This is a genomic window from Salegentibacter holothuriorum (assembly GCF_900168045.1).
Classification (GTDB): domain Bacteria; phylum Bacteroidota; class Bacteroidia; order Flavobacteriales; family Flavobacteriaceae; genus Salegentibacter; species Salegentibacter holothuriorum.
Genome location: NZ_FUYY01000004.1, coordinates 112,738 through 137,811, shown reverse-complemented (window position 1 = coordinate 137,811; position 25,074 = coordinate 112,738). Strand labels below are relative to the sequence as shown.

Genomic DNA, 25,074 nt, shown 5'->3' with positions numbered 1-25,074 from the left:
ATTTATGCAGGTTGCTGAAAATTTTTCTCTGAAGGAATACAATACTTTTGGAGTAGACGTAATGGCTAGAAAATTCATCTCTGTACACCAGACCAATGAATTACGTGATGTTTTACAGCAAGCCTACGCTTCAGATATATTTGTACTTGGGGGCGGCAGTAATATGCTGCTCACCAAAGACATAAACAAAACAGTTATTCATATTGGCTTAAAGGGAATTGAACTCATTTCTGAAAATCCAAATGAAGTAATCTTAAAGGTTGGTGCCGGCGAAAACTGGCACCAATTTGTTTTATATTGCATTGAAAAAGGCTATGGCGGACTCGAAAATCTCTCTTTAATTCCCGGAAATGTAGGTACTGCCCCCGTTCAAAATATAGGCGCCTATGGCGTTGAACTTAAAGATAGTTTTGAATCGTGTGAAGCAATGCGCATTCAAACGCTGGAAGTTGACACATTTAGCGCCGAACAATGTGAATTTGGTTACCGAAATTCTGTTTTCAAAAATAAACTGAAGGGAGAATATATTATTACTTCAGTCAATTTTAAACTGAGTAAAAAGAATCATAAGCTTAGTACTTCTTATGGTGCGATCCAGGCAGAACTGGATAAGCATAAAATTAAAGAACCTACTATTAGAAATATCTCTAATGCCGTTGTAAATATTCGCCAACAGAAATTACCAGATCCAAGGGAGTTGGGGAACAGTGGTAGTTTTTTTAAAAATCCGGTAATTACGGAATCTGAATTTAAGAAACTGCAAAAACAATTTCCTGAGATGCCTTTTTATGCTATACACGCCAATCAAATTAAAATCCCGGCTGGTTGGCTTATAGACCAGGCTGGTTTAAAAGGTTACCGCAAGGGTGATGCGGCAGTACATAAAAATCAGGCTTTGGTACTAGTGAATTATGGTGGTGCTACCGGACAGGAAATTTTAGCCCTATCTAAAGAAATTCAGGAGAAAATTTATAATAAATATAAGATCAAGCTAGAAGCTGAAGTGAATATTTTTTAGTTGAAGTTCAATATATTCCAGCCTTCATAGGTAAAAACTTCTAAGCTTTTTAAAATATTCACAAAAAAACCGCCAGCTATTTACCGGCGGTTTTTCATTTCAAAAAAATCAACATTTATGAAGCTTTTTTCATCACTACACCGTCAATAAGGTGTACCATTCCATTAGAAGCTTCAATATCTGTAGCGATAATAGTCGCTGTGTTTCCATTTCCATCTTTAAGCACAATATTCTCACCATCCATCATAGCAGTAAGTTCTGCACCTTCCATAGTAGCGAAAGTCACCTCGCCATCTCCGTCTTCAATCATTTTGCTTAGATCTGAAGCGGTAATTTCTTTATCTACTACGTGATATTTCAATACACCGGCTAATTGATCTTTATTTTCACTCTTCATCAATTCGTCCAATGTAGCTTTATCAACTTTTTCAAAAGCACTATTTGTAGGCGCAAAAACAGTATACGGACCTTCATCTTCGGTAAAAGTGGTAGCTAATTCTGCATTTTTCAATGCGCTAACCAAAGTACTTAAAGAATCGGTTGCCATTGCTTTAGCAGCAATACTGTTAGATTCCATTTCCATACGTTCTTTCTCAGCTTGCATTTCAGCCTCACGTTCGGCTTCTTCCTGCTCCATTTGAGCTTTTTCTTCCTCTTTCTTCTTGGTATCTTCGCAAGAAGTAAAACTGAATGCAAAAGCTGCTAGCAGTATTAATAAAATTTTAGATTTCATAAATTTAGTTTTTAGTGGTTTAAGCAAGCTAATTTATTACCTAAACTTTAGAAATACAGGGGTTTACGATTAAATTTTAGTTAAAGTGTGTAAAGCTTATGCTAATATGCGCTTGAATTTTCCCAAACGTCAATTAATTGTTATTTTTGCAGTAAAATATCTCATCCTGTTTTACTGGCCCCAATTTTGGAGGGTTAATCAGTAAGCATATATGATTTAGAAATATTACAGCTATGCAATTACTATTAATAACAATTTTACTTTTAGGATTGGCTTTTGCCGGCATCGCCATTAAAATATGGGGAAAGAAAGACGGTAAATTTGCGGGAACCTGCGCCAGCCAAAGTCCATTCTTAAATAAGGAGGGTGAAGCCTGCAGCTTTTGCGGAAAATTACCTGATGAACAGTCTGATTGCTCTGGAGAAAAGAAGGCTAACTAGATTCAATGGCAGCAATTCTACTGGGGTTTTTCTTTCTATTTTCAATAATTATATTAGCCTTTTACCTGGCTTTCTTCGCTTTTGCGCGAGATAAAAGTAAAAATCCCGGTGAAGTGAATTTACCTGTTTCGGTGATTGTTTGTGCTAAAAATGAAGCTGAAAATCTCAAAAATTTTCTCCCCCCTATTCTGGATCAGGATTATTCTAATTTTGAAGTAATTATTATTAATGATGCTTCTTTAGATAACACCCTGCAGGTTATAGAGCATTTTCAAACTCTGGATGGTAGAGTTAAACTTGTAAATGTACAGAATAATGAAGCTTTCTGGGCAAATAAGAAGTATGCCCTTACGTTGGGGATCAAAAAAGCTCAAAATCCATATTTAATTTTCACAGATGCAGACTGCGCACCGCAAAGCCCTAATTGGATAAAGCATATGGCTAGTGGATTTAAGCAAGAAAAAAGCATTGTTTTAGGCTATGGCGGCTATTTTAAAGACAGTAAATCTTTACTAAATAAGCTTATTCGCTTTGAAACATTACTTACAGCTATTCAATATTTTTCCTATGCTAAATTAGGAAACCCCTATATGGGAGTAGGAAGAAACCTGGCCTACACCTCTAAACAATTTTACGAACAAAAAGGTTTTGCAAATCATTTGCATCTTAGATCTGGAGATGATGATCTTTTTGTTAATGAAGCAGCAAACTTTAAAAACACCTTTATTTGCCACCATCCTGAAGCCAGTACACGAAGTGTTCCTAAAACAGATTTAAAATCCTGGTTTCATCAAAAAAGAAGGCACGCATCTGTGGCGGGTTTTTATAAAACAAAAGATAAAGTATTACTGGGTTTGTTTTATGCCTCTCGCTTCTTTTTCTGGATCTTGCTGGCTGTTCTATTAATAGTGCAGTTTCAATGGCAACTGGTTTTAGGCTGCGCCGGAGTTGTTTTAATAGTACAAGCCATCGTTTATGCTAAATCAGCACAAAAATTACAGGAGACCGATGTAGTTTGGTTGTTTCCCTTTTTAGAGGTATTTTTAATTTTCACCCAATTTGGCATATTTATAGCGAACAGCATTTCAAAACCAAGGCATTGGAAATAGATCAGCAATTGCTTCTCACCAGGATTAAGGCTGCCAAAAACGGTAGTCAGTCCGCTTTTAATTACCTACTCGATACTTTTTGGGATAGTGTTTATGGTTTTCAGCTTAAAAAAACCGGTAATGCCTATGAATCAGAAGATATTACCATTCAAACTTTTTCAAAAGCGTTTAAAAGAATTGAAACTTTTGATGAAGATTATTCCTTTAGCACCTGGTTAATTGCTATTTCAAAGAATATCCACGTAGATATGATTAGGAAACAAAAGTCTTCCATCAGGTCTCAAACAACTTCAGATCAAAACGAAAAAGTATATCGTATTGCCGATGAAACCCCAACAATTGAAGATAAGTTAATTAGCGAGCAACATTTAGCTCAATTACTTACCGACATTAAACAACTGAAGCCACACTACCAGGAAGTGATCAATCTTAGGTATTTTCAGGAAAAATCTTATAAAGAAATTGCAGCAACTCTTGATGAGCCCATGAATAATGTAAAAGTAAAACTCCTGAGAGCCAAAAAACTACTGGCTAAAATTATTGAAGAAAGAAAATCGATGTAATTTCTCGCGGACTTATCGATCTAATTTATGCAGTTAATTAGATTATTGTATCTTTGAAACCTAGAATTTTGCTATGAGTACAGACACTATAAGCCCAGTTAAAGAAAAGCCGAAAGCCAAACCAAAATGGTTAAGGGTAAAACTTCCAACCGGTAAAAAATACACCGAACTTCGCAGCCTGGTAGACAAATATGATTTGCATACCATTTGTACTTCGGGTAGTTGCCCAAATATGGGGGAATGTTGGAGTGAAGGTACTGCTACCTTTATGATTTTGGGGAATGTTTGTACCCGTTCCTGCGGATTTTGCGGTGTAAAAACCGGCCGCCCGGAAACGGTAGATTGGGACGAGCCTGAAAAAGTAGCTCGATCTATTAAAATTATGGGCATTAAGCACGCCGTGGTAACCAGTGTAGACCGCGACGACCTTAAAGATATGGGATCTATTATTTGGGCTGAAACCGTAAAGGCTATTCGCCGAATGAATCCTGAAACCACTTTAGAAACACTTGTACCCGATTTCCAGGGAAATGAACGTAACATAGACCGCATCGTAGAAGTAATGCCAGAGGTTGTTTCCCACAATATGGAAACTGTAAGAAGATTAACCCGTGAAGTTAGAATCCAGGCAAAGTACGATCGTAGTCTTGAAGTGCTTCGATACCTAAAACAACAAGGAGTAAACAGAACAAAATCTGGGATTATGCTAGGTCTTGGCGAGCAGGAAGACGAAGTGATACAAACGCTACACGATCTTAGAAATGCAGATGTAGACGTAGTAACTATTGGTCAGTACTTACAGCCCAGTAAAAAACATTTACCGGTAAAACAATTTATTACACCAGATCAATTTAAGAAATACGAAGCTATTGGCCTTGATCTCGGATTTCGCCATGTAGAAAGCAGCGCCCTGGTTCGCTCTTCGTACAAAGCCCACAAACATATAGACTAAGTTTTTTATTGAATTAAATGAGCAAAAGCATCAATATAGCCATAAACGGTTTTGGCCGTATTGGGCGTAGCCTCTTCAGGCTTTTAATAGAAAACAAAAGCATCAACGTCGTTGCTATTAACGACCTGGCCGATGTTAAGACCCTGGCCCACCTATTAAAATACGATAGTATTCACGGAGTTTCCCCGGCTGAAATTTCTTCCGAAAAAAATAATATTATAGTAAACGGAAAATCAATTCCGCTATTAAATGCATCGCATCCCAGCGAAATTGACTGGAATAACTACAAAGTTGATATCGTAGTAGAATCTACAGGGAAATTTAAAACTTCAAAAGACCTTAAACACCACATTAGCAATGGGGCAAAAAAAGTGATTTTATCTGTTCCACCGGAAGATGAGGAGATAAAAATGGTAGTTTTAGGTGTGAATGAGCATATTTTGGATGGTAGTGAAAAAATAATTTCAAACGCCAGTTGTACTACCAATAATGCAGCTCCAATGCTAAAGTTAATTCATGAGAATTTCAAGGTAGAACAGGCATATATTACTACTATACATTCCTACACCTCAGACCAAAGTTTACATGACAAACCGCATCGCGATCTAAGGAGAAGTCGGGCGGCGGCACAATCTATAATTCCCACCACAACCGGGGCTGCAAAAGCATTAACCGGTATTTTCCCCGATATTAGCGATGTTATTGGTGGCTGTGGAATTAGGGTTCCTGTCCCCAACGGTTCCCTTACCGATATGACGATTAACGTTAGTAAAGAAACCAGTATTAATGAGGTAAATTCAATCTTTAAGGAAGCCGCAGAGACTTCCCTAAAAGGAATTCTTAGCTACACCGAAGACCCTATTGTTTCTATAGATATAAACAACAACCCGCATTCATGTATTTTTGACGCACAAATGACCTCTGTTATTAGCGGAAGGTTAATCAAAATTATTGGGTGGTATGATAATGAAATCGGTTATTCCAGTCGTCTTATCGATTTAATTTCAATGGTTAATGATAAATAACTATATTTATCTCAATTAAGCTTTTGCTGAATTTCCCGAATGAAGAACTTTACTTTTATACTAATTGTCCTATTTTGGTGCAATACTTCCTATGCAATTCAGCAAGATAATCCCAAGAACCTTCAATTAGCCAATGAGAGAATTCAGCAACTAATTAACGATGCCGAAGTTTCTGTAAATACATTGGATTTTGATAAGGCTATTGAGCAACTAAATTCTTCCTTAGAACTCTCAAAATCTATTGATGATAAACGCTTCATTGCTTTATCCAGCAGTATTCTGGCAAAACTCTATTATATAAGACATGAGTTTGATAAAGCGATAACTGAATTAAATAGAGCTATTTCTATTCAAAGAGAAGTAGGTGACGAAAAAGGATTAGCCTATAGCTATGTAAACTTTGCTAAGATTTTTATGGCTAAAGAGAATGTAACCAGAGCCAATCGCTACCTAAATCTTGCAGAGGAACTATATTTAAAACAAAGCAATCAGGAATACCTTGGAGTTGTTTCTTTAAACCGCGCTATAATCATTCAAAAAACACAAAAAGACGTTAGTGACGCTTTAAAACTACTCAAGAAGGCAGAAATACAACTTGCAGAGTCTGAAAATATGTATGAAATTTCAAGGCTTTATTATTATACCGCCAGAGCCTATATGGACCTCGGAAACTATGAACTGGCTAAAAAAAACTGCAACAAAGCATTAGAAATTGCGAAGACTCAAAATTATGGCGGGATGATTATGAGCACCTATAGACAACTGAGTAGAATTTATGAATTAACCGGAAATTACCAGACCTCTTTAACCTATCTGCAAAAAAGTTATACCCGTAATGATTCTATAATTGCAATGAATAAAGAAGTTCTTGCAGAGCAAGCTAATGCCAAATATGGAGTAGATGCCTTGCAGAGCAGTTTAAATGAATTAAGCCTTCAAAATGCTGAACAGGAAAGCAAATTAAAAGTTAACAAACTCACCACAATTCTTAGTGTCGCACTTATCACTATTCTTTCACTTTTAACACTTTCCCTCTACAAAAACAATAATTTAAGGGCTCGTGCGAATGAGTTACTACAGAAAAAAAATACAGAGCTTACAAAAGCAAAAGAAAATGCTGAAAAGGCTTCCCTGGCAAAAGCCCAGTTTCTTTCCACAATTACCCACGAGCTAAGAACACCATTATATGCCGTAACAGGCCTTACACATTTATTATTAGAAGAAAGCCCTACCGAAAATCAAAAAGAACATCTTAATTCATTGAAATTTTCAGGCGAGTATTTACTCTCTCTTATTAACAACATTCTAGATCTTAATAAGCTTGAAGCCAATAAGGTTGAGATCATGGAAGCTTCCTTCGATCTTAAAAAACGCATTTCAGATGTACTGGTTGCCCTTAAAAACTCGGCAGACCAAAAGAACACTAAGATTCATTTTAATTATGATGATTCTATTCCCGAAGAAATAAAAGGAGACCCATTAAAAATATCTCAAATCTTAATAAACCTAATTGGAAATTCTATAAAATTCACCGAAGACGGGGATATATGGATAAATGTTTCTAAAAACTCCCGTAAAGGGAATAACATTTTACTGGATTTTGAGATTAAAGATAACGGGGAAGGAATTTCTAAGGAAAAACAAAAAGCAATTTTTGAGAATTTCACCCAGGGTTCTACCCAAATTAATCGCAAATTTGGCGGCACCGGGCTAGGGCTTTCCATCGTAAAGAATTTGCTTAATTTACTAGGCAGTGAAATTGATTTGGAAAGCGATTTAGGAAAAGGATCGTCGTTTACTTTCCAGCTTAAATTTGAGGCAAAGGAAATTGATAGCGATAGCAATAAAACCCCTAAAGCGAAAGAAGAACCTGTTGAAGATAAATTAGAAGGAAAAAATATACTTATAGTTGAAGACAACAAGATCAACCAAATGATTACCCGTAAAATCCTGGAAAAGCACGACGTTAACTGTGAAGTAGCAGACAATGGGACTATAGCTGTTGAAAAAACAAAAGAAAATAATTACGATCTTATTCTTATGGATATTCATATGCCTGGAATTAGCGGTATAGAAGCTACCAAAGAAATCCGAAAATTTAATTCTGAAATCCCGATAATCGCCCTAACAGCCGTAACCTTAGATGATAACCTGGACGAATTTTACTTAAATGGATTCAGCGACATTATACCAAAACCATATAAAACCGAAGAATTCTTCCTAAAAATTAATAAGCAATTGGCTTATAGCGAAAGTAATGTTTAATCACCTGCACTTTATTAACAGTTGTTTAGCTGAATTATATATTTAGACATCTATAGTTTGAATTAGCCAAAAGGAAGATAAAGTGTAAATTGACTTCACTTTTTCTGCACAAATTTTATTATTTCCTCTTTAAATTCTGCCTCATTATTTAAAAATGCGGTCTTTACAGGCAGATAATATAACTGGTCAACCTTAAAGTTTTTATGTAAACGAACGTAATCCTTCTCTGTAGTTAAAATTAGGGACTCTTTGGTAAGTTGTTCTATTTCTGCTTCGGTGAAATTGTGATGGTCTTTAAATAAACGGTGATTAAAATTTAACCCCTTTATTTTCAAATAACCTACAAGCGGTTTAGGATTTGCTATTCCCGTAACAAGTGTGAATTTTTTATCTTTTAAACTACTTAATTTTGTTTTCGTCTTTTCAGAAATTATTTCTTCAGCATAATTAATAAAGCTAAAATAAAGTTGCTGATAGTTCTGTAATCTAAGTTTCCCTCTAATCGTTTCCCTTTCCTGCTCAGTAAGCTTTGGTGGGCATTTAGTAACGACCACTATTTTAGCCCGCTCTGCTCCCACCGTGGGCTCTCTTAAATTTCCTGTAGGCAACATAATATCATTAACATATAGATCACTATAAGCGGTAAGTAAGATGTTTAGTCCTGCCTTAACTTTTCTATGTTGAAAGGCATCATCTAGCAGGATAATTTCAGGACGCTCTTGTAGAAGTTTTGAAATTCCATTTTGCCTATCGGCATCTACAGCAACCATTGCCTTATTAAACTTTCTTTTAAACTGAAGCGGCTCATCCCCCACCTCTGCAGCACTCTCCTTTCCGCTTAATAGTTTATAGCCTTTGGTGCTCCGCTTATACCCTCTGCTTAAAGTCGCAACTTTAAAATCTGGTAATAGGAATTTTAGCAAAAATTCTATCATGGGAGATTTCCCGGTTCCACCAGCGTTAAGATTTCCTACGCAGATTACGGGAAAATCATAAGCTTTAGATTTCAATATTCCAGCATTATAAAGCAAATTCCTACTCCAGGTAATAAAACCATACAATAACGCAAAAGGAATCAGCATTTTTCGTAAAATCTTCATACAGGGCGGGCTATAATAATTATATTTGAAGTTAGCTGAATTAACAATTACCACGAAATTAATAAAAACCAACCTGCTACGTTTATAAAAATTGAAAACAAATGCTTGTAAAAGAAGTTATAGATATAATTGAAGAATTTGCTCCACCTGCATACGCCGAAGATTTTGACAATGTAGGTCTTTTAGTAGGTGATAAAAACTCTAAGCTAACCGGTGCACTCATTACTTTAGACACTTTAGAAAGTGTGGTGAACGAAGCAATAGAAAAAAATTGCAATCTTATTGTAAGTTTCCATCCAATTATCTTTTCGGGACTAAAAAAACTAACCGGAAAAGATTATGTGGAAAAAACAGTTATTAAAGCGATTAAAAATGATATTGCCATTTATGCTATTCACACCGCGCTAGATAACCAGTACAAGGGAGTGAACGATATGATAAGTGAAAAGATAGGCCTTAAAAACAGGCATATCTTAATTCCGCGCAAAAACAGTATAAAAAAACTTACCACTTTTGTTCCCAATAAACAGGCTGCAGAAGTTAGAAAAGCTCTTTTTGACGCCGGTGGCGGAAGTATTGGAAACTATGATAACTGTAGTTTTAATATAAAAGGAGAAGGCAGTTTTAAACCCAATGAAGAAGCTAATCCGGTTATTGGAACACGCGGGGAAGTCCATTTGGAAGAAGAAACACAAATAGGACTAACTTATCCCGCCCATTTAGAACAAAACTTGCTCAAGGCTCTTTTTAGCAACCATCCCTATGAAGAAGTAGCCTATGAGATAAGTACTATAGAAAACGAAAATCAGCATTTAGGAATGGGAATGATTGGAGAATTAGAAAACCCTGAAGATGAAAGAAGTTTTTTAGAGCGAATTAAACATGAATTTAATTGTGGCTGTATAAGACATTCCCAATTTCGTGAAAAAGAAATTAAGAAAGTTGCCGTTTTAGGCGGCAGCGGGAGTTTTGCCATTAACCAGGCAAAGGCGGCCGGTGCAGATATTTATCTTACTGCAGATCTAAAATATCACGATTTCTATAAAGCTGATAAAAACATAATTTTAGCTGATATTGGCCATTATGAAAGTGAGCAATTCACAAAAGATTTATTACATTCTTATCTTACAAAAAAAATTAGTAATTTTGCACTTATTTTAGCAGATACAAACACCAATCCAATCAAGTATATATAACTATGGCAAAAAAGAACGATGTTACTGTAGAAGACAAGTTAAGAGCGTTGTACGACCTTCAACTGGTTGATTCCAGAATTGACGAAATAAGGAACGTACGCGGTGAGCTTCCACTAGAAGTGGAAGATTTGGAGGATGAGGTAACAGGATTGAGCAAGCGTTTGGAGAAAATGGATGCTGATATTGAAGTGATCGAGAACGACATTAAGAGTAAGAAGAACCTTATTGACGAGTCCAAATCGACCATGAAGAAATATGCTGAGCAGCAAAAAAACGTGCGTAATAACCGCGAATTTAATGCGCTTAGCAAGGAAGTTGAATTCCAGGAATTGGAGATAGAACTTGCTGAGAAGCACATCAAGGAATACCGCGCGCAGATTGAGCAGAAAAAAGAGGTGATTGAGCAAACTAAAGGACGTCTTGAAGAAAGGAAAAAACACCTGGAACACAAAAAAGGCGAACTAAATGAAATCCTTGCTGAAACCGAAAAGGAAGAGCAGGCACTTATTAAAAAATCTGCTGAATTCGAAAAGAATATCGAAGAGCGTTTAGTAAAAGCTTACAAAAGAATTAGAACTAACGTTAAAAACGGACTTGCTATTGTACCCGTAGAAAGAGGTGCTTCTGGAGGTTCTTATTTTACAATTCCGCCACAGGTAATTATGGAAATTGCCGGTAGAAAGAAAATCATTACCGATGAACATAGTGGAAGAATCCTTGTAGACGAAGAACTTGCTAAAGAAGAGCAGGAAAAAATGCAAAATCTTTTCGCTAAGGTTTAAAAGCCAGAATCAAAAACATCGGGGCAAGCCCACGAGGTACGAATTGAAAAAAAAACTTTTTGAAATTTCGAGGCAAGCCTCGGGGAATTAAACCCTCTGGAGGGATTAAAGAACTATAAAAAAGCCGTCTAAACATTATTTTTTAGACGGCTTTTTGTTTCTATTAGCTTAATAATTAATTGGGACATTCTACTGTACAATTCTCAATTTCACCAAACCATGCGTTTCCATTAGTTAAACTAATTGTAGAGGCATTATCTGCATTAGAACAAGCTTGGGCATTAGCACTGCATTCACTTAAAGAATCTTGCAGAGAGAGTTCTATCATCGCGCCAATTACCGGTGAAGGCTCTTCTACGATAGGCCAGCCATCATGCCATTTATTGGAAGATTGATTAGCTTCTCCAGATTTAAATAAAACTGAAGTAAGTGTCTGGCCCGTGCTTAATTCAATATCAAATTGATCGAAACCATTCTTTAACTCTTCAAAATTAGAAAGTATCATATATTCTCCAGTCTCAGGGTTAGTGATGGTTAATCCTTCAATAGAATGCTTGTTGGTTGTAGTGGTACTATAAGACAATTCATTAACGAACCTAAAATTAAAGTCTCGATCCTCATCAAGAAATTTGGCGGTTTCACCTGTTTCCTTAAAAATATAGGTGATTGCTTCAACCTTTAGGACTCCATTGTTTGCTAAAGCGAGTTCTTCTTCGAGTTCTTTGGCATCTACCTCAGCCTCTTCTGTTGATGTGCTGCAGGATTGAAGGCTAACTAATAGTGCCAATATTCCTGAAAGTAATTTAAATGTATTCTTCATTTTGATTTGGGGGGTTAATTTATTTTAAAATCTTTCAATCTTGCGCAAACTAAATCTTTTTAAGCTTGCAATTTTCTTGAATTTAAAATCCAAGATGTTTCCATAAGTAATAAGTGGTTTTTACATATTATTTTATTTTGAATTAGTAATAACGTTAACAGCATCAATATTTTAATTATTAATAACTTACTGCAATCAAATTTACGTAAATCTATTGAATTCTGTTAAATTACAGAAACACCATTTACAAAAAACAATTAAATCAAAAAAAATGCATTCCCGAGAGAACTTTTTCTGTAATTCATTTTTTTGATTTTCATTGATTAACAAGCTTTTTACATATTTAACCTATTTAAAAACTACCTTTATTCCTATTAATCAACCCTCATAAATATGAAGTTACATGTATTTATACTTTGTCTAATGTTAGGTTTGGCTTCTTGCAAAGACAAAACCCAAAACGGGGACCTGGAGATTAAAACAGAAGATAACAAAACCAATAGTAGCTTTAAATCAGATTCTATGAGATCCAATTCTGAGGTAGTTTATAGTGAAAACCAGGAAGAATCTAAAGAAGCTTCAAATATGGATTCAGAAGGGAATTTAGAGTCTACCTTTTCAGATAGTAGCTACATAAAAAATGGCGAAAGTGACTGTAATTGTTCTTGTTTAAATCCTGAGGAAGAAAATAACATAGAATTATGCCTTTCAGAAGATAATATTTATATAAATGCCAAATATCAAGAATCTGGGAATAAGGTAAATATATATTATGATAGCCCGTCAAATAAAAATACCAATAAGGATATTCCCTGGAAAGAGTTTGACACCAACACACCTATTGCAGTTTTAAGCGCAGGTGAAAACGGTAATATCAAATTAGACTGGAAAGGCTTTTCTATAAATGGGGAACTAGCCGTAGACTATGCCATTTATGGTAAAAAAACATTAGAAGGAACTTATATAAAAAACAATTAAATGAAACGATTTTTCTTACCTACGTTTATATTCTTATTAATTTCCTGCGGAAATAATGCGCAAGAAAAAACAGTAACCAAACCTGAAATTGCCAATGCAGATCCGGTAGAAGTTCCGGCCGAAAACGGTTATGAAAAAGCCTATTTTGCAAGCGGATGTTTTTGGTGTGTAGAAGCTATCTATGAAAGCATAGAAGGCGTTAAAGAAGCTGTTTCAGGTTACGCAGGTGGCCATACTAAAAACCCAACTTACGAGTCCAGCAATACCGGGAGAACCGGCCATGCTGAAGCCGTAGAAGTTATCTACGATCCAAACTTAGTAAGTTTTAAAACTTTGGTAGAAGTTTATTTTGGCTCACAAGACCCTACGCAAGTAAATGGCCAGGGGCCTGATAATGGCTCTCAGTATAGATCGCTTATTTTCTTTCAAAATAAAGCGCAAAAAGAGATCATCAATGAAGTTAAAGCAGAGGTAGCTAAAGATTACAAAAAACCAATTGCTGCTGAAATCTTACCCTTTCAGAAATTTTGGGTAGCTGAAGATTACCATCAGAATTATGAAAAAAACAATCCAAACAATCCTTATGTTCAAAAGGTTTCAATTCCAAGATTAAATCGTTTTAAGGAAAAGTTCCCAGAAATACTTAAAGAAGAGTCGCATTAATATTCTTCAAATTTTTTATACTCAGATTATTATTAATATTCAGCTTTATTTAATAAGGCCGAATACTTATTTTTACGACTGAAATAAGGCTAAGCTTCTTCAAGCAATTCGAGAAAAAAATTGACGAGCTTATCCTAAGATCTAAAAATCAACCAAAATAGCACAACAACATTTACAATGAGCATCACTATAGAAAACATTCTCTTAATAGGCTCAATTTTGTTGTTTATAAGCATCCTGGCGGGTAAAACCTCCTATCGTTTTGGAGTGCCAACCCTGGTGCTCTTTCTCGCGGTAGGTATACTTTCAGGATCAGAGGGCATTGGAGGTATTTATTTTAACGATCCGAAGCTGGCACAATTTATAGGTATTGTTTCCCTTAATTTCATCTTATTCTCCGGTGGACTGGATACCAGTTGGAAAACAATAAAACCGGTAATGTGGCAGGGAATTTCCCTTTCTATTCTTGGAGTTTTATTTACAGCGGTAAGCGTGGGAACCTTTGTATGGTTTATTACCGATTTTACGATTTATGAAGGCTTACTACTTGGCGCCATTGTATCTTCTACAGATGCCGCTGCAGTATTTTCAATTTTAAGGTCAAAAAACCTGGCGCTAAAATCTAATCTAAGACCTACCCTGGAGTTAGAAAGTGGTAGTAACGATCCTATGGCCTATTTCCTCACCATCGCCTTTTTAGGCCTGGTAGTGAATCAAGATCAAAGTATTTACAGCATTATTCCATTATTTCTCCAACAAATTCTTATTGGCGCGGCACTTGGCTTTATCTTCGGTAAATTAAGTCGAATTGTAATTAATAAAATAAAGCTTGATTTTGAAGGATTGTATCCGGTACTGGCCATCGCTTTAATGTTCATTGTATTTTCTGCTACTGATGCTCTTGGAGGCAATGGTTTTTTAGCGGTCTATTTAAGCGGAGTTTATCTTGGCAATCATAACATTATTCATAAAAAGACCATTATGCGAATGTTTGATGGGTTGGCGTGGCTCATGCAAATTGTACTCTTCCTTACTTTAGGTTTATTGGTTTACCCTTCACACATTGTACCGGTTATTGGGGTGGGGATTTTCATCTCCATTTTCCTGATTTTTATTGCAAGACCATTAGGGGTATTCTTAAGCTTAATTTTCTTTAAAATGAAGATGCGCCGGCGCTGGTATATTTCCTGGGTAGGTCTTCGAGGGGCTGTTCCTATTGTATTCGCTACCTATCCCCTACTTGCCGGGATTGAAAAGGCAGATATGATCTTTAATATTGTATTTTTTGTATCGCTAACTTCGGTATTAATTCAGGGAACTACTTTATCTGTAGTGGCAAGGTGGTTAAACGTAGCCCTACCTATGAAGGCGAAACAAAAATCACCCGTAGATGCTTTTATGGCCGATGATGCTAAATCTTTTTTAAGGGAAATAAACATCCCTGAACACAATCACTCTGTAGGAAAAAGAATTGTAGACTTACAATTCCCAAAAAAAGCAATTATCGCAATGATCTCCAGAGACGATCAATTTATTACTCCCAACGGAAATACGGTAGTTGAAGCCAATGATATGCTAGTTGTATTGACCGAAGACCAGGAAACCATGGTTGGTGTTTATGACAGCCTGAATATTCAAGCTGAAGTTCAGGAAAATTTAGACTGAAAAAACCGGTTTGTTATCCAGCAGTTTCAAGATTTTATTTTCAACTTCAGAAGAATCCCACTTCTTTTCAATTTCAGGAATTTCCATAACCTCATCCATAATTTTTCGCTGATAATCTCCAATAGCCAATGCTTCGGCATAAGGTTTATCAGAAAAAGTTACTCTTGAGTACAAAGGCACCCAGGTATCGGGATGCTTATTAGAAAACCAGTTTTCAATCTTTTTCCGCAGTAAAAAATCGGGATCAGCAGTTTTGCTGCTCATCTCTACAAAATTTCGATAGCTTAGTTCAGCAATAGCATCAGTATTAGGTTTACGAGATTCCTGATATTCTTCAAAAATACGTTCCCAGTTATCTCCGTGTTCTTTCATTTTTTGGCTTAAAACCAAAATATCTTCAAAACCGGCATTCATTCCCTGCCCGTAAAATGGCACAATTGCATGCGCCGAATCTCCAACCAAAGTCACTTTCTCCCAATAAGACCAGGGAAAGCATTTAATGGTCACCATACTACTGGTAGGATTTTTAAAGAAATCGCGTTTTAGGTTTTCAATTTCCTGGTTTATATCGGGAAAATGTTTTTGAAAAAACAAATCGGCATCTTTCTCTGTTTTTATACTTTCAAAAGAGTTTTCGCCTTCAAAAGGCATAAACAAGGTACAGGTAAAACTGCCATCTAAATTAGGCATGGCAATAAGCATAAATTCACCACGAGGCCAGATGTGAAAAGAAGCATTATCTAACTTATGGCTACCATCCTTGTTTGCTGCTATACTCAATTCTTTATAGCCTACATTTATAAAATGCTGTGAATAATTAAACCTACTTTGTCTTTGCATTTTATGCCGAACCCTGGAAAAGGCACCATCAGCCCCAAAAATCAGGTCAAATTGATATTCCTTCCACTCCCCTTCTTCACTTTCTCCAGAATACAATTTAGCTTCAGCCATATCTATATCCCAAACCTTTTCTTCAAACCTAAATTTAGCACCGGCATCTTCTGCAAGAGTGATCATTTTTCGGTTTAAAACACCTCGGGAAATAGAGAAAATTGCTTCTTCTTCCTTTCCGTATTTTTGATAATAAAGCGGTTTATCGTTTACGTGCATCGCCCTTTTATCTAGTGGTAGGGCTATTTGTTTTATTTCATCTTCAATACCTACAGCTCTTAGTGACTTCCAGCCACGATTAGACATTGCAAGGTTAATTGATCGCCCAGAGAATTCAACCTTTCTAACGTCTTTTCTTCTATCAAAAACTTCAACCTCGTGGCCGGCTTTTCTAAGATAAATAGCGAGTAAAGATCCAACCAGTCCTGAGCCAACAATGGCGATTCTTTTAGGTGTTTGCATAAAGTGCCTACTGTGCATCTCCTTTCTAAAAGTCTATTAGCGTTTGGGAAATGCGATTTAGGCTACGAAAATACTTATTTCTACCGACTTTAAGCAGCGTAGATAGTTTTAAGCAAATTCTATTTACCATTTAATTAACAGCACTTACGCTACGCTTACCTTAAATTTATTATTAAAATAAAGATATTATGATTGAAGATCAAGCTTTACTAAAACCTGCTAGCCTTGGTGATTTGGAGTTAAAAAACCGTGTAATTATGGCTCCTATGACGCGTAACCGAGCCGATAATAAAGGAAATGAACCTACAGATCTACACGTTAAATACTATACGCAACGAGCCGGTTCAGGATTAATTATTACTGAAGGTTCGCAAATTTCTAAAGCCGCAGAAGGATATATAAACACGCCGGGGATTTACACCGAGGGGCAGGTGAAAGCCTGGAGAAAAGTAACACAATCGGTTCAGGAAAACAACGGCAAAATATTCTTGCAATTATGGCATTGCGGTAGAATTTCACATCCTAAGTTTCACGATGGGGAAAAACCATTAGCGCCAAGCGCAGTAAACCCAAATACCCAGGCCTATACTCCAGATGGATTTGAAGATACCGTAGAGCCACAGGCTATGAATATTGCCGATATTAAACAAACTGTAGTGGATTTTAAACACGCTGCAGAAAATGCAAAAAAGGCAGGTTTTGACGGTGTGGAAATCCATTCATCAAACGGATATTTAATACATCAATTTTTTAATAAAAACGCGAATTTAAGAACCGATGATTATGGCGGAAATATTCAAAACAGGGCCCGGTTCTTTTTTGAAGTACTTGAAGCTATTAGTGAAGTATGGCCAGAAAACAGAATTGGAGTAAGATTGAACCCTTCTCTCAACAATGCTTTTGGCATCACCGCTACCGAAGAAACAATTCCCACATTTGACTATATAGTTGAAAAATTAAATGCTTACAATCTTGCCTATGTTCATTTATCTGAACCTTTTACCGATGTAAGCGAAATAGATTATCTAGAACCAAATATCGCAAAACATTATAGACCTATTTATAAAGGAAATATAATAATCAATGCCGGGTTTGATCAGAAATCTGGAAATAAAGTTATTAATGAAGGAAATGCCGACATGGTGTCATTTGCAAAGTTATTTATTTCTAATCCCGATCTACCCGAACGTTTTGAGAAGAATGTTTCAACAGCTAAATGGGATGAAGACACCTTTTATACATCGGGGGCTAAAGGATATACCGATTATCCAAGATATGATCCTAAAAAAAATAAAGCTGAAAATTCATAATTTTAGATTAAAAGTCCTTAAAAACAGGTTAATTGGTTAAAAATTCCTTGAATAAAAAACTAAATTTAATGTTCAACCTATAAAACAAAAATTATGGATGAGTCGAAACTTGAACAAATGAGGTCTACTTTAAATAAACTGGAAGACATTAAAAATAGCCAGGAAAGTATTATCGATAAGATAAACCATGTAATCACTGATTTGTTCCAACACCCCGACAAAGAACTGGAAAAAGCAATGAATGCTGCCCATCAAAAGTCTTCAGATAATGTAGATGCAGTTCGTGAAGCTATGGAAGAATACGAAATGAGAATAAATAAACTGGAAAATCAGGGCTAATCAATTTATAAAGAAAAGCTAATCATTAAAGTCTTAAGGTGACTAAAACATAAATTTGTCAGGAAGAAATCTATTTTCATAAAGACATTTTTAAGTTTTAATCACCTTTTTTTATTTTAATTATATGGAACACATTACTTCTGAAGAAATTACCGGAATGGAAAAATTATTCCGTTTAAACCTTATTAATAGCGTTACCGGTTATAAATCTGCTAATTTAATTGCTACAAAATCTAAGGAAAACGGCGTGAATGTAGCTGTATTCAGTTCGGTTACACACCTGGGAAGCAACCCGGCTTTGCTTGGTTTTATTACCCGCCCAACCAAAGAAGTACCTAGAAACACCTATAAAAACATTAAGGAAAATCAATATTTTACGGTAAATCATATTCAAAAAGATATGATTGAAAGTGCCCACCAAACGGCAGCAAAGTATGATGAGGAAGTTTCTGAATTTCACGAAACCGGCCTGGAAGAGGAATACCTGGATGATTTTTTCGCGCCTTATGTTAAACAATCTACCGTAAAACTAGGTTGTAAATTTGTAAATGAGTATTACATCAAAGAAAATGATACTGTAATGATAATTGGCGCCATAGAGCATATTTACTTTGATGAAGGCATCCAGGCCCCAGATGGTTGGTTAAGACTGGATGATGCCGAAACTGTGGCTATAAACGGATTAGATGGCTATTCACTTCCAAGTCTTTTAGACCGTTTTCATTACGCCAGGCCCGGTCAGGAAATTAAATCGTTTTTTAAGAAAGAAGCTTAACTGATGAAAACGGTAAAGAAATCTGATTTGCCGGAAAAAACTTGTCCTGTTTGCCAAAAGCCCTTTAAATGGCGAAAAAAATGGGAGAAAAACTGGTTATCAGTAATTTATTGTAGTGAAAAATGCAGAAGAAATAAAAGATGAGTACAGGATTAGTCTGGTTTAAAAATAATTTACGCATCGGGGATAATTCAGCTTTAGCCGAAGCCTGTAAGGAAAATGATCAGGTTATCGCTATTTACTTTTTTAATCCCAGGCAATTTGAGTTCACTGAATTCGGATTTAAAAAGACAGGAAAGTTTCGGACTAAATTTCTGATAGAAACAATTACCGAATTAAAAGAAAATCTAGCCGCTCTCAATATCCCTTTATTTATCTATCATGAAGAACCGGAAAAACATCTACCAGGTATTATAGACCAATATGCTATTTCTAATATTTACCTTCAGGAAGAATGGACTAGCGAAGAGCAGGATATAATCACGAAATTAAAACGAGAAATTCCAGGAGAAATTCAGTTTAAAAGTTTTTATGATCAATTTTTATTTCATCCTGAAGATATTCCTTACCCGAATTTCAAAGAAATCCCAAAGGTGTTTACAGAATTCAGAAAAAAGTGTGAAGCGAAAGTTTCGGTTAGAGAATGCACTCCAATACCTAAGCCACTAAACACCGAAAATTTTCATCTAAAAAATAAAACTAAAATTCCCAACCTAAAAAATTTAGGATTTGAAGAATTTGATAAGGATTCAAGAACGGCTTTTCCTTTTGAAGGTGGAGAGAAACAGGGAAAAAATAGAATTAAGCAATATTTTTGGGAATCAAAGAATCTAGCCCAGTATAAGCAAACCAGAAATGGTCTAATTGGAGAGGCTTATAGTTCAAAGCTCTCTGCCTGGCTTGCTAATGGTAGTATTTCAGCCAAACAAGTATATTGGGAAGTTCAAAAATTTGAAGAAAAAATCATTAAAAATCAGGATACTTACTGGCTTATTTTTGAACTAATTTGGCGCGATTATTTTAAATACATCTCTCTAAAACACGGCAATAAGATCTTTAAAATTGATGGAATTCTCGAAAAAAAACTGGAATGGAATAAAGATAAAAAGGCTAAGGAAAATTGGATAAATGGAGAAACTAAGAAGCCTTTTGTAAACGCAAATATGAAAGAATTAGCCGCTACTGGTTTTATGAGCAACCGCGGCAGGCAAAATGTTGCCAGTTACTGGGCAAAGGAATTAAAACAGGATTGGCGTATTGGTGCAGCGTATTTTGAAAGTCTGTTAATAGACTATGATGCACACAGCAATTGGGGAAACTGGATGTATAACAGCGGCGTTGGAAATGACCCGCGAGATAGAAAATTTAATATAAAACGCCAGGCCGAACGTTATGATCCAGATCAAAAATTTCAGAAATTATGGCTGAAAGAATAAAAACCTTAAGGTTGATTTTAGGCGATCAGCTTAACCATCAACACAGTTGGTTTAAGGAAGAACAGGAAAACATACGCTATGTTTTTATGGAAATGCGGCAGGAAACCGATTATGTGGTGCATCATATTCAGAAAGTAATTGGCTTCTTTAGTGCAATGCGCAATTTTACTGAATATTTAAGAGAACGTGGGCACGCAGTTATTTACCTTAAGATAAACGACAAAAAGAACAAACAAACCTTACCTAAAAATTTAAAGCAGTTAATTTCAGAATATGAAATTGAAAAGTTTGAATATCAACTTCCTGATGAATACCGGCTTGATGGTCAATTAAAAGATTTCTGTAGCGATTTAACTATTGAAACCGAAGCATACGATACCGAGCATTTTCTTACCTCCAGAGAGGATCTCGCCAATTTTTACAAAGGAAAAAAGGAAATGACCATGGAATATTTTTACCGCGATATGCGTAAAAAATATGATGTGCTTATGGTGAACTCTAAAGACCCGGAAGGTGGTAAATGGAATTTTGATAAATCTAACCGTAAAAAATGGTACGGTAAACCGGAAATTCCGCACGAACGGGGGTTTCGAAAAGATGTTTCAGCATTACTTCAGGAAGTAGAAAAAGCAGGCATAAAAACTTTTGGAAACATTGATGCCGAAAAATTTAACTGGCCAACCAGCCGGGAAGATTCACTTTCGGTTTTAAATTCTTTTTGTAAAAACCTGTTGGTTCATTTTGGAGATTTCCAGGATGCTTTACATACTGAGCAGGCCTACTTATTTCATTCCCGACTCTCGTTCGCTTTAAACACCAAGATGCTCCATCCAAAAGAAGTTATAGAATCGGTAATTTGTTATTGGAGAGAAAATAAAGATGAGGTAGACATCTCTCAGGTAGAAGGTTTTGTACGTCAAATTTTAGGTTGGCGCGAATATATGCGCGGAATTTATTGGAAAGAAATGCCGGGTTATAGAAGAAGTAATAAACTGGATAATCAGAACAAATTACCGGATTTTTACTGGACTGCAAATACAAAAATGAATTGCCTAAAGCATAGTATTAGGCAAAGTCTGGATAACGCTTACGCACATCACATTCAGCGACTTATGATTACAGGTAATTATGCCCTGCTCACCCAAACCCATCCCGATGAAGTTGACGCCTGGTATCTTGGTATTTATATAGACGCCATTCAATGGGTAGAAATAACCAATACGCGCGGCATGAGCCAGTTTGCCGATGGCGGAATTGTGGCTACCAAACCTTATGTTTCCAGTGGCTCCTATATTAATAAAATGAGCAACTATTGCAAAGAATGTCATTATGACGTAAAGCAAAAAACCGGTGAGAATTCCTGTCCTTTCAATAGCTTATACTGGAATTTTTTAGATGATAAACGAGAATTTTTTAAAGACAATCGCAGAATGGCCATGATGCTCAATATGTTGGATAAAAAGCCTGAGGATGAATTATTTAGAATAAAAGAACGAGCAAATGCTATAATTCAGAATCCTGAAAAATTTTAACATTCGAGTTAAACACTAGTTAAAAGCTATTATTCCAAATCAGTTATTCTATAAATTCGTTTAAAACTAAGAATTAAATTTACTTAGTAAGGAATAGAGGTCTAAAAATCAAATTATTATGATTTCCACTCCTTTAAAAGTGAGAATTTATTTATTAACTTGTATAAACCATTAACCAAGTAGCTTAGCTACACAAAACCAACCAATATGAAAGATTTAATTTGGCTTATCGTAGTATTACTAGTAATAGGATGGCTTGTTGGCTATTTTGCATTTCCAGATTTGGGAAGCATTATCCACATTCTAATTGTAGTAGCCGTAATCCTAATTTTGTATAAATTATTAACCGGACGCCGTCTGTAATTAATAATTTAATCGATTCGTTAAACCCTTTGAGTATTTTCAAAGGGTTTTTTATTTCTATATTTTATGTTCCAGAATAATGCAACAAACTATGTGGAATCTCAAGAATAAACAAGCGCTGGTAACTGGCGGAACAAAAGGAATTGGAAAAGCGGCTGTTTTAGAATTTCTGGAACTGGGAGCCGAAGTATTGTTTACTTCCAGAACTCAAAAGGATATAAATCTTTTACTAGAGGACTTGCAAAAAGAGGGCAAAAAGGTACACGGTCTGGTGGCCGATGTAACTAGTTCTGAAGACAGGCAAAAGGTTTTTGATTATATTGAAAAGCATTGGGGCAAACTGGACATTCTGGTAAATAACGCAGGTATCAATATTCGCAAAAAGGCCAACGATTATACTGATGAAGAATTCAGAAAAGTAATGGAAATAAATCTTAATGCTCCTTTTGAATTAAGCCGAAAACTTCATTCCCTACTTCAGAAAAGCGGCAGTGCAAAGATCGTGAATGTGGCGTCTTCTGCAGCAACACAAGATGTTGGCACGGGTACACCTTATGCAATGTCTAAGGCCGGATTATTACAACAAACCAGAAGTCTTGCGGTAGAATGGGCTAAAGATAGAATTAGGGTTAACGCTGTTTCTCCATGGTTTACGGTTACACCACTCACTAAAGGACTTTTGAGTGAACAGGAAAGAATGGCGCCCATTGTTAAACGAACACCTTTAAATCGCGTTGCCGAAGCCAGTGAAATGGCCTCCATAATCGCTTTTTTAGCTATGGATAAATCTTCTTATATCACCGGACAAAATATAGTGGCAGATGGCGGAATGAGCGTAAATGCCATTTAATAGCAGTTTTTGTATATTTATCGCAAATCAAACACTATGAAAAAACTAATCCTTTTTACTTTTTTATTTACTGCTTTAATTAGCTGTAAGAATAATGAAAACAAAACCGAAGTTGGACAGGAAGTCGCCGTTGAAGCTGAAAAAAGTATTCCAGAACAAATTGCTGTTGCCCATGGGTTAAATAATTTTGATGCTGTTGAAGAAATTCAATTTACATTTAATGTTAAGGTTCAGGATTCAATAAGAACCAGCCGTGCCTGGACATGGAAGCCAAAAACCGATGAAATTAGGCTTACCGAAGGTGACATCAGCCAAACTTACACTAAAAAAGATAGCATTTCTGAAGACGATAAGGAAATAGATCAGAAGTTTATTAACGATTCCTACTGGCTATTATTCCCTTATCAAATGGTATGGAGTGATGCAGACATTTCTGAAGAAAAAACCGGTGTTTCCCCAATTAGCAAGGAAGAAATGAACTATTTGGAAGTTTCTTATAAAGGGGAAGGCGGCTATACTCCCGGCGATACTTATGTGGTATATTATAAAGATGACCTTCTTTTGGAAGAATGGATTTATAAATCTGCAGATGGAAAAAGAGAAATGCCCACTACCTGGGAAAATTTTGAAGATTTCCAGGGATTAAAAATCGCTAAATCCCATAAATCTCCCGATGGAAGTTTTGAATTATTCTTTACCGACATTGAGGTGAAATAATTTTAAACTTTGAATATATTATTAAGCCACAAATTCACTAAATTTTAATGAATTAGTGGCTTTTTAATTATTAGTATGAGTGTATTTAGTTGATGTTTAAACAATTTAGTTGAACTCACAGCTTCCAAAATCATCTGAAGCTACTAGTATTTTAACCCGCTCAAAATTTCTTTAGCTCCTTCCGCAGGTTGCCAATCAGAGTTTGGTTCAAAGTATTTCCAAAGCAAGGCAGAAATTTCCCGTTGTAATTCCCAGGCCTCATTATCATCTTCCCAGGATTCATCTTTATTATTTTTTGTTGCTATATAACACACATAATCCCCGGAAGCTGCATTTACCATAAAAAGCTCAGATCGGGATCTATTTACCATTCCCTGTTTAGCAGCTGCCTGTACATAAGGAGGTACTTGTGACAAAGCATAGTCCTGGTAAAAAGAATTACCCAGCAACCTATACATCTCGTCACTTGCTGCAGGACTAATTAATTCACGATTTCGTATTTCAACTAAAATTGAAGCCATTTCACGAGGCGTGGTTTGTCCCCAACCGTATTTCTCCCAATTCTTTTCCCGGCCATCAGTTCTGGAATTTACGCGGGTATGCTCCAGGCCAAGTTCAGCCATTAACTTATTAATAGATTCTCCGCCCCCGGCAAGCTCCTGGTTCCATAAAGACGTAACATTATCGCTATAGCTAATCATTAAAGCAACCAGCGTTCTCAAATCTGTTCTAGTACTATCTTTATAAAACTGCATCAACCCGGAACCACCGTAAATACGATCTGAAGAATAAACCAGGGTATCATTGTAGTTTAAATCTCCCTTTTCAATTTTATCAAAAATCTTGACTAGAATTGGCACTTTCACGATACTTGCCGTTGGAAAAATGGTATCGGCATTTATAGCGACTTCTTTGCCTGTTTCCAAATTTTTCACATAAATACCTACCTCACCTTTAAAATCATCAATTAGCGCCTCCAATTTCTGTTGAAGTTCTAGATCTCTTTCAGTGTTTTGGGAAAAACCTGTTACTGAAACCATCCACAAACAAAAAGCTAATATCTTTTTCATTTGATTTTAAATTAGTTAAG

26 protein-coding genes are annotated in these 25,074 nt (G+C 35.9%); 21 read left to right on the top strand and 5 right to left on the bottom strand.

What is annotated here, in order from left to right; all coding sequences use genetic code 11:
* Window positions 1-4: 4 nt before the first annotated feature.
* Entirely contained in the window at window positions 5-1,018 is a 1,014-nt protein-coding gene (gene murB / locus B5X51_RS11140) for a UDP-N-acetylmuramate dehydrogenase (protein ID WP_079721260.1), read from the top strand.
* A gap of 115 nt (window positions 1,019-1,133) precedes the next feature.
* On the opposite strand, the gene B5X51_RS11135 is transcribed toward murB, so the two are convergent.
* Window positions 1,134-1,751 carry a fasciclin domain-containing protein gene (locus B5X51_RS11135; RefSeq protein ID WP_079721259.1) on the bottom strand — a complete coding sequence of 206 codons (618 nt, stop codon included), beginning with the start codon at window positions 1,749-1,751 and terminating at the stop codon, window positions 1,134-1,136.
* A gap of 233 nt (window positions 1,752-1,984) precedes the next feature.
* On the opposite strand from B5X51_RS11135, the gene B5X51_RS11130 reads away from it, so the two are divergent.
* The 6 genes from B5X51_RS11130 (at window position 1,985) to B5X51_RS11105 (ending at window position 8,105) form a co-directional block, all read left to right on the top strand.
* Entirely contained in the window at window positions 1,985-2,191 is a 207-nt protein-coding gene (locus tag B5X51_RS11130) for a membrane or secreted protein (RefSeq protein WP_079721258.1), read from the top strand.
* 5 nt (window positions 2,192-2,196) lie between these two features.
* Window positions 2,197-3,300: a glycosyltransferase gene (locus tag B5X51_RS11125; RefSeq protein ID WP_079721257.1), complete on the top strand. Its 1,104-nt coding sequence runs from the start codon at window positions 2,197-2,199 to the stop codon at window positions 3,298-3,300.
* Window positions 3,291-3,863, top strand: coding sequence for an RNA polymerase sigma factor (locus B5X51_RS11120; RefSeq protein ID WP_079721256.1), 573 nt, complete (start codon window positions 3,291-3,293; stop codon window positions 3,861-3,863). Before B5X51_RS11125 ends, B5X51_RS11120 begins: the two co-directional genes overlap by 10 nt.
* Window positions 3,864-3,936: 73 nt before the next feature.
* Complete coding sequence (gene lipA / locus B5X51_RS11115) at window positions 3,937-4,815, top strand: lipoyl synthase (protein ID WP_079721255.1); 879 nt, start codon at window positions 3,937-3,939, stop codon at window positions 4,813-4,815.
* Window positions 4,816-4,832: 17 nt separating this feature from the next.
* Window positions 4,833-5,840, top strand: a complete 1,008-nt coding sequence (gap, locus tag B5X51_RS11110) for a type I glyceraldehyde-3-phosphate dehydrogenase (protein ID WP_079721254.1) — start codon at window positions 4,833-4,835, stop codon at window positions 5,838-5,840.
* 39 nt (window positions 5,841-5,879) lie between these two features.
* A complete protein-coding gene (locus B5X51_RS11105) occupies window positions 5,880-8,105 on the top strand; it encodes a tetratricopeptide repeat-containing hybrid sensor histidine kinase/response regulator (RefSeq protein WP_079721253.1) in 2,226 nt (741 codons plus the stop codon).
* A 95-nt stretch (window positions 8,106-8,200) separates the two neighbouring features.
* On the opposite strand, the gene lpxK is transcribed toward B5X51_RS11105, so the two are convergent.
* Complete coding sequence (gene lpxK, locus B5X51_RS11100) at window positions 8,201-9,205, bottom strand: tetraacyldisaccharide 4'-kinase (RefSeq protein WP_079721252.1); 1,005 nt, start codon at window positions 9,203-9,205, stop codon at window positions 8,201-8,203.
* Window positions 9,206-9,306: 101 nt separating this feature from the next.
* Here lpxK and B5X51_RS11095 point away from each other — a divergent pair, with 101 nt between their 5' ends.
* Both B5X51_RS11095 and B5X51_RS11090 read left to right on the top strand, forming a co-directional pair.
* Window positions 9,307-10,401 carry a Nif3-like dinuclear metal center hexameric protein gene (locus B5X51_RS11095; protein ID WP_079721251.1) on the top strand — a complete coding sequence of 365 codons (1,095 nt, stop codon included), beginning with the start codon at window positions 9,307-9,309 and terminating at the stop codon, window positions 10,399-10,401.
* Window positions 10,402-10,403: 2 nt separating this feature from the next.
* A complete protein-coding gene (locus B5X51_RS11090) occupies window positions 10,404-11,183 on the top strand; it encodes a zinc ribbon domain-containing protein (protein ID WP_079721250.1) in 780 nt (259 codons plus the stop codon).
* Between the two features lie 175 nt (window positions 11,184-11,358).
* On the opposite strand, the gene B5X51_RS11085 is transcribed toward B5X51_RS11090, so the two are convergent.
* Entirely contained in the window at window positions 11,359-12,003 is a 645-nt protein-coding gene (locus tag B5X51_RS11085) for a hypothetical protein (RefSeq protein WP_079721249.1), read from the bottom strand.
* Between the two features lie 393 nt (window positions 12,004-12,396).
* Here B5X51_RS11085 and B5X51_RS11080 point away from each other — a divergent pair, with 393 nt between their 5' ends.
* The 3 genes from B5X51_RS11080 (at window position 12,397) to B5X51_RS11070 (ending at window position 15,309) form a co-directional block, all read left to right on the top strand.
* Window positions 12,397-12,981, top strand: a complete 585-nt coding sequence (locus tag B5X51_RS11080; protein WP_139374881.1) for a hypothetical protein — start codon at window positions 12,397-12,399, stop codon at window positions 12,979-12,981.
* Complete coding sequence (gene msrA, locus B5X51_RS11075; RefSeq protein WP_079721247.1) at window positions 12,982-13,644, top strand: peptide-methionine (S)-S-oxide reductase MsrA; 663 nt, start codon at window positions 12,982-12,984, stop codon at window positions 13,642-13,644.
* Between the two features lie 177 nt (window positions 13,645-13,821).
* The gene (locus B5X51_RS11070; protein ID WP_079721246.1) at window positions 13,822-15,309 is read left to right on the top strand and encodes a potassium/proton antiporter; all 1,488 of its coding nucleotides are present in this window, start codon (window positions 13,822-13,824) and stop codon (window positions 15,307-15,309) included.
* On the opposite strand, the gene B5X51_RS11065 is transcribed toward B5X51_RS11070, so the two are convergent.
* A complete protein-coding gene (locus B5X51_RS11065; protein ID WP_079721245.1) occupies window positions 15,301-16,662 on the bottom strand; it encodes an FAD-dependent oxidoreductase in 1,362 nt (453 codons plus the stop codon). The genes B5X51_RS11070 and B5X51_RS11065 overlap by 9 nt on opposite strands.
* A gap of 188 nt (window positions 16,663-16,850) precedes the next feature.
* Between B5X51_RS11065 and B5X51_RS11060 the strand changes: the two genes are divergently transcribed.
* The 9 genes from B5X51_RS11060 to B5X51_RS11025 all read left to right on the top strand — a co-directional run bounded on the left by B5X51_RS11060 (window position 16,851) and on the right by B5X51_RS11025 (window position 23,984).
* Entirely contained in the window at window positions 16,851-17,972 is a 1,122-nt protein-coding gene (locus B5X51_RS11060) for an alkene reductase (RefSeq protein ID WP_079721244.1), read from the top strand.
* Between the two features lie 93 nt (window positions 17,973-18,065).
* Window positions 18,066-18,311 carry a hypothetical protein gene (locus B5X51_RS11055; RefSeq protein WP_079721243.1) on the top strand — a complete coding sequence of 82 codons (246 nt, stop codon included), beginning with the start codon at window positions 18,066-18,068 and terminating at the stop codon, window positions 18,309-18,311.
* Between the two features lie 124 nt (window positions 18,312-18,435).
* A complete protein-coding gene (locus B5X51_RS11050) occupies window positions 18,436-19,086 on the top strand; it encodes a flavin reductase family protein (protein WP_079721242.1) in 651 nt (216 codons plus the stop codon).
* A gap of 3 nt (window positions 19,087-19,089) precedes the next feature.
* A complete protein-coding gene (locus tag B5X51_RS11045; protein WP_079721241.1) occupies window positions 19,090-19,230 on the top strand; it encodes a DUF2256 domain-containing protein in 141 nt (46 codons plus the stop codon).
* Window positions 19,227-20,522 (top strand): DASH family cryptochrome, encoded by a 1,296-nt coding sequence (locus tag B5X51_RS11040; protein WP_079721240.1) that lies wholly within the window; start codon window positions 19,227-19,229, stop codon window positions 20,520-20,522. The genes B5X51_RS11045 and B5X51_RS11040 overlap by 4 nt, the downstream gene beginning before the upstream one ends.
* On the top strand, window positions 20,507-22,054 hold the full coding sequence (locus B5X51_RS11035; protein WP_079721239.1) for a cryptochrome/photolyase family protein: 1,548 nt from the start codon (window positions 20,507-20,509) through the stop codon (window positions 22,052-22,054). Before B5X51_RS11040 ends, B5X51_RS11035 begins: the two co-directional genes overlap by 16 nt.
* A 207-nt stretch (window positions 22,055-22,261) precedes the next feature.
* Window positions 22,262-22,417, top strand: coding sequence for a lmo0937 family membrane protein (locus B5X51_RS15830; protein WP_139374880.1), 156 nt, complete (start codon window positions 22,262-22,264; stop codon window positions 22,415-22,417).
* Window positions 22,418-22,496: 79 nt separating this feature from the next.
* The gene (locus B5X51_RS11030; RefSeq protein WP_245828743.1) at window positions 22,497-23,267 is read left to right on the top strand and encodes an SDR family oxidoreductase; all 771 of its coding nucleotides are present in this window, start codon (window positions 22,497-22,499) and stop codon (window positions 23,265-23,267) included.
* A gap of 36 nt (window positions 23,268-23,303) precedes the next feature.
* Entirely contained in the window at window positions 23,304-23,984 is a 681-nt protein-coding gene (locus tag B5X51_RS11025; RefSeq protein ID WP_079721237.1) for a hypothetical protein, read from the top strand.
* A 143-nt stretch (window positions 23,985-24,127) separates the two neighbouring features.
* Here B5X51_RS11025 and B5X51_RS11020 read toward each other — a convergent pair whose 3' ends face one another.
* The gene (locus B5X51_RS11020) at window positions 24,128-25,054 is read right to left on the bottom strand and encodes a serine hydrolase (protein ID WP_079721236.1); all 927 of its coding nucleotides are present in this window, start codon (window positions 25,052-25,054) and stop codon (window positions 24,128-24,130) included.
* Window positions 25,055-25,074 lie beyond the last annotated feature (20 nt).

What these genes read in the sequence shown, in the direction of transcription:
- B5X51_RS11065 (WP_079721245.1), bottom strand. Translation starts at nt 16,662, where the DNA reads ATGCAAACACCTAAAAGAATCGCCATTGTTGGCTCAGGACTGGTTGGA.
- lpxK (WP_079721252.1), bottom strand. Translation starts at nt 9,205, where the DNA reads ATGAAGATTTTACGAAAAATGCTGATTCCTTTTGCGTTATTGTATGGT.
- B5X51_RS11060 (WP_079721244.1), top strand. Translation starts at nt 16,851, where the DNA reads ATGATTGAAGATCAAGCTTTACTAAAACCTGCTAGCCTTGGTGATTTG.
- B5X51_RS15830 (WP_139374880.1), top strand. Translation starts at nt 22,262, where the DNA reads ATGAAAGATTTAATTTGGCTTATCGTAGTATTACTAGTAATAGGATGG.
- msrA (WP_079721247.1), top strand. Translation starts at nt 12,982, where the DNA reads ATGAAACGATTTTTCTTACCTACGTTTATATTCTTATTAATTTCCTGC.
- B5X51_RS11030 (WP_245828743.1), top strand. Translation starts at nt 22,497, where the DNA reads ATGCAACAAACTATGTGGAATCTCAAGAATAAACAAGCGCTGGTAACT.
- lipA (WP_079721255.1), top strand. Translation starts at nt 3,937, where the DNA reads ATGAGTACAGACACTATAAGCCCAGTTAAAGAAAAGCCGAAAGCCAAA.
- B5X51_RS11045 (WP_079721241.1), top strand. Translation starts at nt 19,090, where the DNA reads ATGAAAACGGTAAAGAAATCTGATTTGCCGGAAAAAACTTGTCCTGTT.
- B5X51_RS11020 (WP_079721236.1), bottom strand. Translation starts at nt 25,054, where the DNA reads ATGAAAAAGATATTAGCTTTTTGTTTGTGGATGGTTTCAGTAACAGGT.
- murB (WP_079721260.1), top strand. Translation starts at nt 5, where the DNA reads ATGCAGGTTGCTGAAAATTTTTCTCTGAAGGAATACAATACTTTTGGA.
- B5X51_RS11080 (WP_139374881.1), top strand. Translation starts at nt 12,397, where the DNA reads ATGAAGTTACATGTATTTATACTTTGTCTAATGTTAGGTTTGGCTTCT.
- B5X51_RS11085 (WP_079721249.1), bottom strand. Translation starts at nt 12,003, where the DNA reads ATGAAGAATACATTTAAATTACTTTCAGGAATATTGGCACTATTAGTT.
- B5X51_RS11025 (WP_079721237.1), top strand. Translation starts at nt 23,304, where the DNA reads ATGAAAAAACTAATCCTTTTTACTTTTTTATTTACTGCTTTAATTAGC.
- B5X51_RS11040 (WP_079721240.1), top strand. Translation starts at nt 19,227, where the DNA reads ATGAGTACAGGATTAGTCTGGTTTAAAAATAATTTACGCATCGGGGAT.
- B5X51_RS11135 (WP_079721259.1), bottom strand. Translation starts at nt 1,751, where the DNA reads ATGAAATCTAAAATTTTATTAATACTGCTAGCAGCTTTTGCATTCAGT.
- B5X51_RS11125 (WP_079721257.1), top strand. Translation starts at nt 2,197, where the DNA reads ATGGCAGCAATTCTACTGGGGTTTTTCTTTCTATTTTCAATAATTATA.
- B5X51_RS11105 (WP_079721253.1), top strand. Translation starts at nt 5,880, where the DNA reads ATGAAGAACTTTACTTTTATACTAATTGTCCTATTTTGGTGCAATACT.
- B5X51_RS11070 (WP_079721246.1), top strand. Translation starts at nt 13,822, where the DNA reads ATGAGCATCACTATAGAAAACATTCTCTTAATAGGCTCAATTTTGTTG.
- gap (WP_079721254.1), top strand. Translation starts at nt 4,833, where the DNA reads ATGAGCAAAAGCATCAATATAGCCATAAACGGTTTTGGCCGTATTGGG.
- B5X51_RS11095 (WP_079721251.1), top strand. Translation starts at nt 9,307, where the DNA reads ATGCTTGTAAAAGAAGTTATAGATATAATTGAAGAATTTGCTCCACCT.
- B5X51_RS11090 (WP_079721250.1), top strand. Translation starts at nt 10,404, where the DNA reads ATGGCAAAAAAGAACGATGTTACTGTAGAAGACAAGTTAAGAGCGTTG.
- B5X51_RS11035 (WP_079721239.1), top strand. Translation starts at nt 20,507, where the DNA reads ATGGCTGAAAGAATAAAAACCTTAAGGTTGATTTTAGGCGATCAGCTT.
- B5X51_RS11050 (WP_079721242.1), top strand. Translation starts at nt 18,436, where the DNA reads ATGGAACACATTACTTCTGAAGAAATTACCGGAATGGAAAAATTATTC.
- B5X51_RS11055 (WP_079721243.1), top strand. Translation starts at nt 18,066, where the DNA reads ATGGATGAGTCGAAACTTGAACAAATGAGGTCTACTTTAAATAAACTG.
- B5X51_RS11130 (WP_079721258.1), top strand. Translation starts at nt 1,985, where the DNA reads ATGCAATTACTATTAATAACAATTTTACTTTTAGGATTGGCTTTTGCC.